Origin of the sequence: Methylomonas koyamae (genome assembly GCF_001644025.1) — a bacterium.
Lineage (GTDB): Bacteria > Pseudomonadota > Gammaproteobacteria > Methylococcales > Methylomonadaceae > Methylomonas > Methylomonas koyamae_A.
In genome coordinates, this window is record NZ_LUUK01000079.1 from 1 (window position 1) to 13,981 (window position 13,981).

At 53.7% G+C, this 13,981-nt stretch carries 11 protein-coding genes; 2 read left to right on the forward strand and 9 right to left on the reverse strand.

Translation table 11 applies throughout. The annotated features are described in order from the left end of the window. From A1355_RS07355 to A1355_RS07395, 9 genes are all read right to left on the reverse strand, one after another. A partial coding sequence (locus tag A1355_RS07355) for an AMP-binding protein (protein ID WP_157197785.1) occupies positions 1–2,090 on the reverse strand: 2,090 nt, incomplete at its 3' end. 9 nt (positions 2,091–2,099) lie between these two features. Beyond that, a complete protein-coding gene (locus A1355_RS07360; RefSeq protein WP_064026542.1) occupies positions 2,100–3,092 on the reverse strand; it encodes a TauD/TfdA family dioxygenase in 993 nt (330 codons plus the stop codon). Positions 3,093–3,171: 79 nt separating this feature from the next. Then, positions 3,172–3,933: a thioesterase II family protein gene (locus A1355_RS07365; RefSeq protein WP_064026544.1), complete on the reverse strand. Its 762-nt coding sequence runs from the start codon at positions 3,931–3,933 to the stop codon at positions 3,172–3,174. 5 nt (positions 3,934–3,938) lie between these two features. Continuing rightward, positions 3,939–4,151: an MbtH family protein gene (locus A1355_RS07370; protein WP_064026546.1), complete on the reverse strand. Its 213-nt coding sequence runs from the start codon at positions 4,149–4,151 to the stop codon at positions 3,939–3,941. A gap of 10 nt (positions 4,152–4,161) precedes the next feature. Next, a complete protein-coding gene (locus tag A1355_RS07375) occupies positions 4,162–5,193 on the reverse strand; it encodes a GNAT family N-acetyltransferase (RefSeq protein ID WP_064026549.1) in 1,032 nt (343 codons plus the stop codon). Positions 5,194–5,282: 89 nt separating this feature from the next. Further along, complete coding sequence (locus A1355_RS07380; RefSeq protein WP_064026551.1) at positions 5,283–6,620, reverse strand: lysine N(6)-hydroxylase/L-ornithine N(5)-oxygenase family protein; 1,338 nt, start codon at positions 6,618–6,620, stop codon at positions 5,283–5,285. 40 nt (positions 6,621–6,660) lie between these two features. Next, positions 6,661–9,027 carry a penicillin acylase family protein gene (locus A1355_RS07385; RefSeq protein ID WP_231883594.1) on the reverse strand — a complete coding sequence of 789 codons (2,367 nt, stop codon included), beginning with the start codon at positions 9,025–9,027 and terminating at the stop codon, positions 6,661–6,663. Positions 9,028–9,112: 85 nt separating this feature from the next. Then, positions 9,113–9,868, reverse strand: a complete 756-nt coding sequence (locus A1355_RS07390; protein ID WP_082885420.1) for a hypothetical protein — start codon at positions 9,866–9,868, stop codon at positions 9,113–9,115. 70 nt (positions 9,869–9,938) lie between these two features. Further along, positions 9,939–10,868 (reverse strand): hypothetical protein, encoded by a 930-nt coding sequence (locus A1355_RS07395; protein WP_064026566.1) that lies wholly within the window; start codon positions 10,866–10,868, stop codon positions 9,939–9,941. A gap of 566 nt (positions 10,869–11,434) precedes the next feature. On the opposite strand from A1355_RS07395, the gene A1355_RS24440 reads away from it, so the two are divergent. Then, positions 11,435–11,665 carry a hypothetical protein gene (locus A1355_RS24440; RefSeq protein WP_082885421.1) on the forward strand — a complete coding sequence of 77 codons (231 nt, stop codon included), beginning with the start codon at positions 11,435–11,437 and terminating at the stop codon, positions 11,663–11,665. Positions 11,666–11,679: 14 nt separating this feature from the next. Beyond that, positions 11,680–13,338: a multidrug ABC transporter permease/ATP-binding protein gene (locus A1355_RS07405; protein ID WP_064026559.1), complete on the forward strand. Its 1,659-nt coding sequence runs from the start codon at positions 11,680–11,682 to the stop codon at positions 13,336–13,338. Positions 13,339–13,981: the final 643 nt, after the last annotated feature.

A 13,981-nucleotide genomic window follows, 5' to 3' on the forward strand; every position in this document is an offset into this window, starting at 1 on the left:
GTGCTCGTGGGGTCGAGTTGAGACAAAAACCACAAACTTTCCTGACCAAACGAGAGCAACAAATCGTCGGTTTCGGTCCGTCTGTGAATCACGGGCAGTGCATCGCGATTATTAGCACCGTTCAGCATTGCGACGGCTGCGGCGAATTCGCGCAAACTCGGCGCTTCGAAAAACAGCCGGGGCTCGGCTGATATTCCTAGTTGCTCACGCAGGCGAGCGATAACTTGTACGGCGGTAATCGATTGTCCGCCCACTGCGAAAAAGCTTTGTTGCGGCATCACCACTTGGATTCCCAGCACTTCGCACCAGATCGCCGCGATTTGCTGCTCGAATGCGCTCAAATCCGCATGTTCGGCCGGAACAGATTCGCTACGACCACCCTGCTGAAACGCATAACACTCCAAGCTGCCGTCCAGCCAGCCTTGGCGGCAGGCACTACGTTGCAGCTTACCGCTGCTGGTTTTCGGTAAGGCGCTGGGATTGAGCAACAGAATCAGCGCAGCCGGCTCCTGGCTGCTTTGCGCCACGGTTTCGTTGATGGCATCAAATAAATTTTCCGCCGGCACCAATTTTTGGGTACTCCGGCCGATTTCGGCGGCGATGGCTATGCCTTCGCGACCATCGATATTGATTGCAAACGCCGCTACCCGGCCCTTGCGCAATAACTCGATCTGCTCTTCCAGCGTTTGTTCGATGTCTTGCGGATACAGGTTTTGACCACGAATCAGGATCAAGTCCTTGCGGCGGCCGGTGATGAACAGACTGCCATGATCGAGAAAACCTAAATCGCCGGTGCGCAGCCAGGCTTTGCCGCCCGCAGCCACAAAAGTATCCGCACTGGCTTCGGGATTTTGCCAATAGCCATGGGTGACGCTGGGCCCGGCGAAGTGGATTTCTCCGATTCGACCGTCGGCGCAAGGCTCATCGGTGGCGGGATCGATAATAGCCACTTCATGCTCCGGCTGTACGTGACCGCAATCGACCAGCTCCACACCGTCAACGGCAGTTTGCATACGATGTTCGGCCAGGGCTTGCGGGTCGCAGCTTAATCCTCTGGCCACCTGCTCGGGTCGACCGCCGCTGACCAGTAGTGTGGCTTCGGCCAACCCGTAGCAAGGGTAAGGCGCATTAGCGGGCAAACCAATCGAGGCGAATTTATCGGCAAAGGTGGTCAAGGTCCGGTAACGAATCGGTTCGGCGCCGCAGAATGCCAGCCGCCAGCTATCCAGGTGTAGGCCTTGCATTTGCGCTTCGCTGATGCGTTCGTTGCACAGACGGAACGCAAAATCCGGCCCGCCGCTGACGGTGCCGCCGAAACGCGAAACCGCTTCCAGCCAACGCACCGGCCGTTCCAGAAAATAGCGCGGCGACATCAACACTAGCGGTATGCCGCTATATAGAGGTTGCAGCAAACTGCCAACCAAGCCCATGTCGTGATACAGCGGCAGCCAACTGACGAAAACATCGTCGTCGCCGATGGCAAAACCATGTTTGATGGCGCGTTGGTTGGCCAGCAAATTGTCGTGGCCGACCATGACGCCTTTGGGGTTGGCGGTGGAACCGGAGGTGTATTGCAGAAAGGCGATACCGTCGTCGGCGATGTCCGGCATACGCCAATCCGTCGCCGACTCGGGAGCCATCCTATCGACAGCCAAAATTTGCGGCGTCCGAACGTCGGGCATGGCCATCAAAGCCTTTCCGATTGATTCGACCAATTCAGAATGAGTCAAGATTACCGTAGGCAATGCGTCACAGAGTATCGAAGCCAGCCGTTTGACGTGCCGCGCGGCCATCGATTCTGGCGGATAGGCCGGAACAGCGATAACACCGGCGTACAAGCAACCGAAAAACGCCACGACGTAATCAATACCACTGTGCAACAGAATCATGACTCGATCGCCGGCCTGAACTGTTTGCCGCAAGTCGACAGCCACTGCTCTTGCACCCCGATCCAGTTCGGCAAAGCTGTAGCTGCGGTTGTCGACTGCTCTATCGCCTACACATTGCAATGCGATACGGTCCGGGTGAAACTCTGCGCGTTGGCTCAGCAATTCGACGAAGTTTTTGGCTTGATTAGGAGCTAAGATCATAATCGAAACTTATCCGATTGAATCTTGAGAATGAGGTAAGCCGTAAGGCTCGGCCATCGCCACCACCACCTGGCGCGGGCCTTGGAAAGGCGAGCGGGCATGGGCGACCAACATGTTGTCGAGCATCATCACATCGCTGGTTTGCCAAGGAAAACGGATGGTCTGCTCGTCGAGCACACCGCGAATTTCGTCGAGTATGACGTCTTCAATTTCAGATCCGTCGCCGTAATACACATTCCGGGGCAGATCTTCGGTATCGAGTATCTCCAACAGTGTTTCGCGCACTTCCGGCTCTAGATTAGAAACATGAAATAGATGGGCTTGATTGAACCAGACCCAATCCTGAGTGATGGGATGTTGCGCGACGGCCTGGCAGGTTTGCCGGGTGCGCAGTTCGCCGTCGTCCTTCCATTCGCAGACGATGTGATGGTCTCGGCAATAGGCTTCAACCACCGTTTTATCTTCACTATTGAATACTTGCGCCCACGGCACATCCAGGCCGTTGCCGAAATTGCGCACGTACATTAGGCCTTTGTCGCTAAAACGCTGGCGGATGCGGGGATCGATGCGCCGGTAGATTGCCCGGCTGTCGGCGATTGGCGTTTCGCCGCCCTGCTGCGCGACCAACGCGCTATAAAACCAGATCTTCATCGGCCACTCGCGGGTATAGGCCTGCTCGTTATGCAGAGGAATGGATTGGTGTGGCGGGTATTCGGTCGAGGTATAGACGCCTTCTTCGACTTTGGTACGCGGTGTCGAGCCGAATTCGTAGCTCAGCAGCGGATGGCCGAAGCTGGCGGCAAAAGCCTTAAACTCAATCGGTGATTCGACAACAAAATCGCGAAACAGAAAGCCCCCGTATTGCAATAGCCGACTATCCACCAGATGGTGCAACTGCTCTGCAACATCGGCTAAACGCGTGCCATGGCTTAAAGGCCGAACCAGTAAAGGCAACTCGCTGTTCGGCATTAGATTTTCTATACGTAAGGTGTCTGTATTCATCGGCGTAAGCGCTTGAAATCCGGGCTTCCGGGTGTTTGTCCTGAGAAAGAAGGCAAATTGGAGGTATGCGACGACGTCCCTATCCTGCTTCCCCAAGGCAAACACCCGGAACCCCATTTGCATGAAGGCCGGCAGAGGGCTGGGCTGCGCTGGAATGCGGCTGTAAATGACGACACAAACTTGCCAACACCGCTTGTTCTTGGCTTTGAATAAAAAAATGGTCGCCGCTGAAATAGTGCAATGAAAAATCAGCCGTGGTTTCCATCTGCCAAGCCTTGAGGGTTTCGTCGCTGGTTTCATCGTCGCTGCCGGCGAAAACATGCAGCGGCATCGGCAACAGCGGTCGAACTTGGCGTCGGTATCGTGCGCATAATTTGAAATCCGCTCGCAACACTGGCAAAGTCAAGTCCATCAATTCCTTGCTGGCCAATATCGCCGCCTCGGTGCCGTTCAAACGCTGCATTTCCGCCAGCAACTCCGCATCGCTATCCAGTTGTTCGAACCGTTGACGATCACGGCGACTGGGTGCCTGGGTACCTGAGACGATCAACGCGGCTGGCAACGGCAAACCTCGCCGCCGCAAGCCGTGAGCCACTTCAAACGCAATCAGCGCACCCAGGCTGTGCCCGAACAGTGCGTAAGGATGGCGAATATCGCCGGCCATCTCCCGGATTAACGTGGCGATCAATGATTCCCATTCGACAGCCAAAGTCTCTAACATTTTGTTTCCGCGCCCGGACAGTTCCACCGGTTTGATGTCCAGCCAATCCGGCACTTTTCGTCGCCAGCGCTGATAGACCATGGCACTGGCACCGGCATACGGAAAACAAAACAAGCGCATCGTCGTTATTGGGCCTGGCTATCCATGAACTGGCGCAAACTCAATGGCCGCATGTCGGTCCAGACTTGCTCGATGTATTCCAGGCAGTCTTTTTTAACGCCGGATTTGCCGACCGTGCGCCAACCGTTCGGAACCGGCTTGTAATCTGGCCATATCGAGTATTGCTCTTCGTGGTTGACCACGACCTGAAAAACAGTGTCTTCGCTATCGATACTCATGCCTCATTCCTCACACACAAAATTGATCGAAAAACGCTTCCCGCGACAGCATCATCAGCGCGGCACGCTTGTGGGGAAAATCGAATTCCTTGGGTTTGCAAAAACCGGCTTGCTGCATGTAGCCGATCATTTTGGCGTTATCGGCGCGCGGCTCGGCGACGACGTGACGGGTGCGCGGGTCGTCCAGAAACATGAAGTGGGCCAAAGACGGCAACCAAGCGGCCACTCGCTGCGGCCCGCGCCAACGCTCTTCACCGACCAGCATGTGTACGCCGCGATCATAATCATCGACCTCGTAATACGGCGCAATGCGGTCTTCCTTGGCCCAGTAAATCTCGAAATAGCCGAATGGTTCGCCGTTGAAACAGCCGAAAACCGGATGCATATGGGCATCGGCCGTTACTTTTTGCAAATACTCGCTGTGCATGTCCTTGCTGCCTTCCAGCTCCCAGAATGCGGAAACCCTTGGCTTGTTGTGCCAGGCATGAAACGTCTCCAAATCCGTCTCTGGGTCTACGGTGCGGAATGACAGCGTCAAATTCTGTTCCGGCAAATGGCGACGATAAACTTCGTCGACCGTAACCGGTGCACGCAACGGATGCCGCTTGCCGTCAGTGATCGAGTAGTGCAACGGAAACGCACAGGCACGAGGTTGAGATAGGTAGAGCTCAACCATCTGGCGCAGCATGCTGCGGCGGCTAACAATCGATTCACTTAACTCGCCGGACCGAGTCGCGGCGCCGATTTCTACCAGCGCCGCCATTAACTCTCCGTAACCGGCAAGCGACAGTACGATTTCCAATAATTGCGGTTGACTGTCGAACAAAGCATGAAAAGCCGCAACCAACACCGTAATGCTGGTAACGTGATCAACTGTGCCAATGTCTATAAGCTGTAACGCGACCACACTCTCAGGACTCGAAGTGAGTTGGAATTGGGCGATATGTTGTCCATCAACGGTGATTTGCAACTCGGCTTCGACGAGTTTTAAGTCTACATGCCGCGAATTGGGCAAAGTTTGTTTCAAAATGCTTGGATTCATGAATGAAAGCTAGATGATGTCGCTATGGAAGCATTACTTATGCTGTTGTAAATAATAATGATTATCATTTCAAATATCAAGCTGTAATATTAGCCCACTCGATAAATCTTCTCAGCCTCTAAAGTGCAGCCATTTCTTTCGATTTGATCATCAGCGCTCCTTACCCATTGCAACGCCGTTGGGCAAGGATTAACGTCGTAAACCGGGTTTTCCAAAAGACTGTTAATTATTATTGCCGATCGCCAGGCCGCCAAGCTGAGTTGAGCATCGGCGACACCATGGCTATTTCGGCCGGCGTTTTGCAGATAGATACGATATTGTTCGGGACCGTCCCAGGCGACGGTGTAATCCTCCCGCAATCGCGGAAAACCCTCTTTATCCAAATCCAGCCTATCGACAATCGAATTTAGACAGGACGGCAATTGGTAGTGATAGCCAGTAGCCAGGATGATCATGTCCGTAACCACCGATTCGTCATCATTATTGAAGCCGTTGCGCATGTGCAGATGATAGCCGCCCTTTTCACGGCCCATCAGATGCACCTCACGATGCGGGAGAATGGCGTAGGGCGTCGTATCGCTATTGAGAAAGTCGGTGTCGTACAAATATTGCGACAAGACTTGCAAAGTGGCAGGCGAGACGCCATCACCGGTCAGTTTATGCGAGCTAACGATAGGCGGCTTGCGTTGTTCCGGTAGCTTATGGAAATGACGGACGTAATCCGGGGTGAAGTATTCGTTGATGAAGGCGGTTTCGTCTAAGGGCTCCAGATTCGGGCGACGACTGATCCAGTTTATCTCGTCAGCGCGACCCCGCTTACCTGCCATCAAATCCAAAAATATTTCCGCGCCGCTTTGCCCTCCGCCGATGATGGCAACACGTTTACCGGTCACCGAAAAATCGGTTGTCACGTAATGATGACTATGTAAACATTGTTCGCCGACATAACGCTCGACCCATGTCGGGATGTTGGGCCGCATGCCGGTCGCCACCACCAAGTGGCCGCTACGCACCTCATGCAAACCGTCGCCGCTCAGTTTGAATCCATTCCGATCAAACTCGACGCTCTCCACGCTGGCGCCGAAATGCAGATTCGGCAATTGTTCCGCTACCCAGCGTAGATAATCGGCAAATTCGACCCGCCGAACCCTGGGGTATTCGGCGTTGATAAATCGATAAAACCTGCCTTTCTTGACCAAGTAAGACAAAAAACCATACGGGCTACTCGGATCGACGGGGGTGACCAGATCCTTCAAATATGACGTTTGCATCTGGGTGCCGGGCAACATCATGCCGGGATGCCAGTTGAAACTGTCACGGCGCTCGAAAAATCGAGCCCGGCAGTGCGAAATTGGCGACAGCAAAGCCGCAAGACTGAGATTGAATGGTCCGATGCCGATACCGGCCAGATCAAGATTATCGTTCATTGCTGTGTCCTGTGATGATGGTGAAAATAAAAGAGAGCATTTATTCGGGTTGCAATTGAATACGCTCGACGGCGCTGCTCATAATGCGTTCCCGGTCGGTCGTTAACGACACATAGCCGCCGTGTAGCCAGGCCGAGGTCATGTCGCGATAATGAGAGGAAAATGGGTTACCAGATTGGCCTGTACCCAGGATAAAAACCGAATTTTCCGGTTCGGCCAAATCGTAAATTGCCCGAAAGGCTGCACCCGCTTCACCAAGATAGTGCCCGCCATCTTCGTCATAGCGGTAACCGCTCACATTAACGGTATCCATTCCGCCAGCACTTTCGCCTTCGACATTGAACAACGTGCTAAGGAAAGGCACCTGGCCGAAGGGATGATGGTTGAAAACGGTGACATGCGCCTTGCCCCAACGCCATTTCCCCAGATCTGCGCCGTAATGCCGCTCGAGGTTGGTCAGTGCAGCCTGCAAAGCCTGTTTGATTTCCGTATCGCACAGCGCCATCCCGGACGCCACTGCCGCGCACCAACGATCGGCACCACCGAGACTGTTGTTCAGCACTTGCAGTAGAAACTGCGGCTGATAGTCGCCAACCAGCTCGGACAAATCGCCTAATTTTTCCTGGTACAAAATTACGGCCAGTTGCCTGATCCATTCGGCAAAAATCAAGGGTTCCGCGGCATCGCCGGACATCCGTCTATCCCAATCGCGTAGGCCCTGTAAAATTTGCTTTGCCTCTAGCTCCTCGACTGTAATCTTCAATAGCCTGGGCAGTAATTGAGCCGCAAACGGATTGACAACATCGTTTTGAATCGCGGCAAACGAGGCTACATCGTGCTTGGCGCGACGATCCAATAATTCGCCAATGCGCTCGGCCCGGTAGGGCAAAGCCCAGCCGGAGGTGATGAAATAGGGGTAGGCCGGCGGCGTGATTTTTTGATTGGCCGTGACGATTTTGCCATCTTCGCTGGCCGCCTGCTGCGGCAATTGTTCGTAGGGAATCAGTCCTTGCCAGTCATACGCAGCCAACCACCCCGGCGCCGGCAAGCGTCCGTTCAAGACATTGTCCTCGCCGCGCACCGGCACCCGGCCAGCCGCGATAAAGCCGATGTTGCCATCCACATCGGCATAGACGATATTCTGTTGCGGCGTGTGGAAATCGCGGGCAAACACCTTCAGTTCGGATGCGGATTGCGCCCGCCCTGCATTGAGCATGAAGCGAATGGTGGCATCGTCCTCGCGTAAACCAACCCAGCTCAACACCGCAGCCATGCCGTTCGGCGCGGCTTGCCTGGCATCGTTATCGACATCGGAAATGACTGGACCATGGCGGCTAACGCGAATCGTCAGCTCCTGATCCGCCTGATTCTTGACCTTGATAATTTCCCGGATGGTAGTAAATACTTCCGAGCCGGCGGGGGTTAGATATCGATTCGGCTGATCCGACAGCTGTTGTTCGAGAAAAATATCCTGGCTATCCGGACCGGTGTTGGTGAAAGACCAAGCCACTCGCGGGTTCTGTCCCAATAATATTCCGGGGATACCCGGCAAAGTAGCCCCCACGATGTTCAAACCGGGTGCGTGCAGATGGGCAAAATACCAGAGAGAGGGCGCAGTAAGTGGTAAATGCGGATCGTTGGCCAGCAATGGCTTGCCGCTGGCGGTACGACTGCCGTCTACCACCCAATTGTTGGAGCCGACGCTTTTATGGACTTCACCGCGGTGTTGCGCCAGTAATTTCCCCGCCAACGGCGCCAACTCGGCATAAAGACCTCTGACATCAGGTAGCGCGTGCGGAGCCTCCCCCGGATAAGGCGGAAACAGGTCGGCGAATTGCTCGGGCGACAAACGTTGCTGAAGTTTTAAATTAAGTAATTCTTCCCACCAGTTGCCGGACAGGCGCCAAGCCATGGTTTTTAACCAGACCAGGGAATCGGCGGGCTGCCAAGGTTCCGGTCGCGGTGCGCCGGTCAAATAAAACTCCACCGGCAGTATGGATTCTTGTGCCAGAAAGGCGTTGACGCCTTGCGCATAGGCTTGCAGGCTGGCAAGGGTAGCCGGATCGAGTTGCTGCAGATTGGCCTGGGCTGCTCGGCGCAAGCCCAGAACCCGCATGAAGCGGTCTTGTTCCAGCGCATCGCCGCCGAAAATCTCCGCCAAGCGACCCGAGCCGGCGCGGCGATTCAAATCCATTTGCCACAATCGATCCTGGGCGTGCAAATAGCCCAGTGCGAAATAAGCGTCGTCGGCGGTGTCGGCATAGATATGCGGTACGGCATGACTATCGCGGACGACTTCTATCGCCTTGGGCAACCCCGGCACTTTGAGATAAGTGACTTCGGGCAGCGCTTGCCGGAAAAGCAACCAAGCACAGCCTAGCACCAACAAGCCAAGCCATATTCTCAAATACCGGATAGACCTCCATGTCATGTCCTTAAACCCCTTGCTATCCATAGGCTTTACGATCCATACGCAGTGGCACTGTTTATGCTCATAATTGAGATAACGGCGATTTACGTCTAACGACCAACATGCCAAACAAAGCTGACGTGAACATCCAGACAGCGCCAGGCAACGGCACCGCGACCGGTACTTCGGAAATCGGTGCGCCTTGCGCTACCGCAGCCATATCAATCGCGACTTGAGCGATGCGTGTACCCGCCGCCGCCGACAAGTCGAACAAATACAAATCGTCTGCCGGTGCAAAATCCAGATCCCAGATCACCAGGGATTGATACAAGGCATATTCGATCGAGTCGACGACGATGCTGTTACCGGTGTCGGTCAAGCTCAGGAATGTGGGCGTCAAGCCGTTCAACCAAATGTTGTCGTAATCGACACCGCCGCCGTCGGCCACCCAAGCTTCCAATTGCAGAGCCACCCGTACCACTTGCTCTGAGGCTTGTGCAACGCTGCCCTGTATGTCGGCATAGGCAAAAATCGAATCGGTGTCGTTAGCCAGATTGCCGTTGCCGTCAATGCTCGTGCCACCATCCCAACCGAACTGCGCGTTTGTCAAGCCATAACTACCGGCCAACAATTGACCGTCGAAATTGAAGGTATCCCATTCCGCATAAACGGTACCGGCATCGCCGCGACTCCAGCCACCCCAGACTGCTTGCTGCGGATAATCGAAACCGTAACCAACACTGTAAGGATTGGGCGAATTGGCTATATCCGCAGAGGCAAGCCCCGACTGCCCGGTCAATCCTGCAGCCAGTAGTAATAATAAGGTTAGTTTTTTCATGTTGAATATCTCTTGATTTGAAGCCATGGAATGCAACCGGCCATGCACCGGTTGCTTGCTTTATTGAACGTCACTCAACCGAGCAGGACTGCTGATCGTCGGTGGTGATTTCCAGACTCCAGCCGCCCTTGATTTCGCCGGCAAACCAGTAAAAGTCGTCAACCACATACAACTTCCATTGACCCGATGGATCGATGCCATTCAAGTTGCTGAGCTTTGGACCATTGGTCACTTTTTTGTAAGTGCTTGGATCGCCCACTGTCGGCGCCGCCAACACGGTCGTCGGCGTCAAGGCGACTGAGGTGGATGGATCATTCAGTTCGGCCGGCGCTGGAGCGGGGAAATAGTCGCTATCCGGGTTGTTGTCGTAATCGGTAGGCTTAAACGTGCGTAGCGAGGTATCGCTCCAGACATTGACCCACTCATCGTAAATCACGTTATACAGCGCATTGGTTGTCCGACTGCTCAAACGTCCGTCATTACGCACCGTGCGCGGTAGCGGCAGGGCCGCCGAGTCATCGAATTTCCAATTCAGATTCTCGGCGACGATGCCCAATACGCCGCCTTCCGGAGTCGCCCCCGCAGCGCTGACATTGGAAGCCAGCATCACGTATTGACCATTCGGCGCCACCAACAGCATATCGACATCGTTCAAATAATCATGATTGATATTCTTGATGGTGACGTTGACATCAGTGATTTTAGTGCCTTTGGGAAAGGCGCCATTTGGAACGTTGATCATTGATGGATAAGTTTTAGCCACCTTGACCGGCACCGCTGGGGCGCCCGGCACGCCATACACATCAAGCAAAGCCGCGCAATCTGCATTTTCCGGATCGGCACAGGTGTCCTGAATCACAATGGGCCTAGGATTTGCGAAGGTTCTAGTGACGCCGTCGGCCATAGCCATGCTGGCCGGCAACATCGATAACAAAGCAACGGCACCCACCAACGGTTTGAGCACCGCAAGGTTCAAACGTTTAGAGCCTGAGTTCTTCATATTCACTTCCATAATAAAAGTTGCTGACTGTTCAGATATTCCTATTCAGACCAAACATCAATTGACGAGAGAAGAACAATTAATACTTATCTAAATGAGAACGATTATTATTCTCCTTATGTGACAAATCATTGTCAACCGCTTTTTTGAAAACACCCCGCTTAGTCATTGAATCGGGAATTTTTCAGGTTGTTGACTGCTTGACACAGGAAGGGAGCTTTATGGACTCAGTGAAAGCAGAACAGAATAAAACACTTTACACTACAAATGATAATCATTATCATTTTGTATTAGCCTATCGAACAGCCCTCTTTATGGAATTTTTGAACTCATTTTTTAGAAGGCCTTTAACGGTAAAGCTTGAAATAGCTCCGGATTTTCTGGCTTCGCTAATGGAGCACGGCCAAATCCACGCCTCGAATTTCCACTGGAAGCGGATCGTCTGAAAAATGCTGTTGTCGCTTTCCAAATCGAAATTCGGCAATGACGGAACCCTGCTTGAAACCCAATAACTCTGTCGACACGGATCGCAATGACCATTCTCACCCGCTTGGAGGAAACATCCCATGTCTAAAAAACCATGTACCCATGAATACTTGGCCAATAGCGAGACAGGCAAAGTATTGATTTGCCGCGACTGCGGCGTCGTGCACCTGAACATGCAGAACATGACATTGCGTTTCGATGCCGAGAAACTCGCCGAAATCGTGGCTATGATGACCACCGCATCGAAACGATTGAGACATGAATCAGTAGTGACGACCAGAACACGTCCGGCACTGACTCTGGTCCATTAACGCGTGACATTGCCATGAATCTGATCCGCTTGATGTTCAGCCAGTTCAGGTTGTCGCTGTTTCTGGTGTTTATCCTCAGCATTAGCAGCGCCGGTCTAGCGGTCTGGGTGATCGCCTACACCAACGATCATTTGCTGCATCCGCAGTCCGATGTGAAGACCACACTGATCGAATTCGCTGGTCTTTTACTGGCGGTGTTCGTCATCGGCACCGTCTCGCAAATCAGCATGACGACGCTGGGTCATCGCCTGGTCTATCAACTGCGCTGCACCATGGTCAAACGCATACTCGACACTAATCTGGAAAGACTGGAACAGCTTGGCCCCGCTCGATTGTTGGCCAGTCTCAACAGCGACACCAATCACTTGACCTCGGCCTTCATCAGTCTGCCTACCGCCGTCTACGGCTTGGTATTGAATCTGGGTGGCTTCGGCTATCTGTACTGGCTCTCCCAACGACTCTTCTTAGCGATGGCCGGATGGATGGTATTGACGATCCTGATTGGTTGGCTACTGATGCGCAGCACACACGCCCGCATCGATGCAGCGCGGAATATCGAGGATTTATTGTACGAAGACTATCAAGCCGCACTGTTCGGGCGCAAAGAATTAGCCCTGAATAGGGAACGCGCCAAACTGTTCTATGAACAGGAATTCGAACGACATGCCGCCAACGGCCGCGACCAGGAAATCGCCGCAGACTTCTTTAACGGCATCAACGAGAACTGGGCCAACATCATGATTCTAGGGGCTATCGCCCTGGTGTTCTTTCTGACGCACGTTGTCGGCTGGACAGACCACGCGGTGGCTACGACTTATTCCTTAACCATCCTGTTTCTACGCACGTCGCTGACCGGCCTGATCGCCGCCATCCCTAGCTTGATCGGCGGCAACGTCGCGCTGGACAAGCTCAACAGCCTACAGCTACCGAAATACCGACCCGACTTCGCCGACCTACCTCAGGCCTTTCAGTCAATTTGGCAAACCCTGGCTTTACAGGGCTTACAATACCGCTATCCTGAAACCGAGTGCGGCAATCGTTTCTCGGTCGGCCCGCTCAACTTTACTCTTGCCGCCGGCGAAATCGTTTTTCTGATCGGCGGCAACGGCAGCGGCAAAACCACCTTTACTCGCTTGCTGACCGGGTTATACCCGCCACAGGCCGGCCACATTTCTTTGAACGGCACCATTCTGCAAGAAGCCGACATGCCGAACTACCGCTGCCTGTTCTCTACGGTGTTTTCGGACTTTCATTTATTTCACCATTTGCTCGGTGCGGAGGGCCGCGACGCCAATCCGGAAAAAATTACCTATTGGTTGAAGCTCTTAGCGCTGGATCGTAAAGTGAAGGTCGAGAACGGCCGACTGCTGGACATCCGCCTATCCCAAGGTCAACGCAAGCGCTTGGCACTATTGGTTGCGATCCTGGAAGATCGGCCAATATTGGTGCTGGACGAATGGGCAGCAGACCAGGACCCGGGTTACCGCCGCCGCTTTTACACCGAACTATTACCACTATTGAAAGCATCAGGTAAAACCGTGCTCGCCGTCACCCACGACGAACACTATTTCCATGTCGCCGATCGGCTGATCAAAATGGACGAAGGCCATTTGCACCTGTACACCACCGAAAGCGGTCTTACGGCAACCGCTTTGCCGTGCGTTGGATTTTAGCTAATATCCCGGTTAGCGATGAAGCGATTTCCGGCGTCGCCAATAGTTCGACTTCGCCGATGGCCGCGCATCGTGGCGTCCAATTCCGCCACCAGTTTGTCAACAAAACTCTCGAATGCCACAAACCAACCTAGTAAGCAGGTTGCGCCTTACTCTCCGGTTTTGATGCCATCTGATTGGTTTCGACACTTGAACGGCAGTTCACGGTTATTCGTCTTTGTTGATCTATGCCTGACGCCTTCCCGTAACGCTCACAAACCACGCTTTTGACGTACACCGCGTCGGCGGTTTGCCACCGGCTCCTGCAAGCCGATGGCAAGGAGCCTACCCTCATCTCTTATGCCGCTAGCTGCGGAACACCGATGTCCGCGAGATCCAGGCTCGATTGGCCTCGACTGTCTCATTGCCAAAATCCATAGCATCTCAAACTGGCGATCCAGCACGTTATCGTACATCGGCAGGTTGTGGTTGCTGTCGGTGGCGTGCACGAATTTGGGTTTCCAGATCGTCTTTAGCTGGAGGTCCTTCATCAGGCTGTGCACGCGACGCCTTCCGATCACGATTCCTTTCCCCCTTCAGTTCCTGTCGCAGACGACGACTGGTATAACATTTGCTTCATTCCCGCAGGTGCGGGGAACGCAGC

Bases quoted from the DNA above. Each gene is read 5' to 3' on its own strand.
- A1355_RS24440 (WP_082885421.1), top strand. From the start codon at position 11,435: ATGTCTAAAAAACCATGTACCCATGAATACTTGGCCAATAGCGAGACA.
- A1355_RS07375 (WP_064026549.1), bottom strand. From the start codon at position 5,193: ATGAATCCAAGCATTTTGAAACAAACTTTGCCCAATTCGCGGCATGTA.
- A1355_RS07390 (WP_082885420.1), bottom strand. From the start codon at position 9,868: ATGAAAAAACTAACCTTATTATTACTACTGGCTGCAGGATTGACCGGG.
- A1355_RS07405 (WP_064026559.1), top strand. From the start codon at position 11,680: ATGAATCTGATCCGCTTGATGTTCAGCCAGTTCAGGTTGTCGCTGTTT.
- A1355_RS07360 (WP_064026542.1), bottom strand. From the start codon at position 3,092: ATGAATACAGACACCTTACGTATAGAAAATCTAATGCCGAACAGCGAG.
- A1355_RS07380 (WP_064026551.1), bottom strand. From the start codon at position 6,620: ATGAACGATAATCTTGATCTGGCCGGTATCGGCATCGGACCATTCAAT.
- A1355_RS07395 (WP_064026566.1), bottom strand. From the start codon at position 10,868: ATGAAGAACTCAGGCTCTAAACGTTTGAACCTTGCGGTGCTCAAACCG.
- A1355_RS07370 (WP_064026546.1), bottom strand. From the start codon at position 4,151: ATGAGTATCGATAGCGAAGACACTGTTTTTCAGGTCGTGGTCAACCAC.
- A1355_RS07365 (WP_064026544.1), bottom strand. From the start codon at position 3,933: ATGCGCTTGTTTTGTTTTCCGTATGCCGGTGCCAGTGCCATGGTCTAT.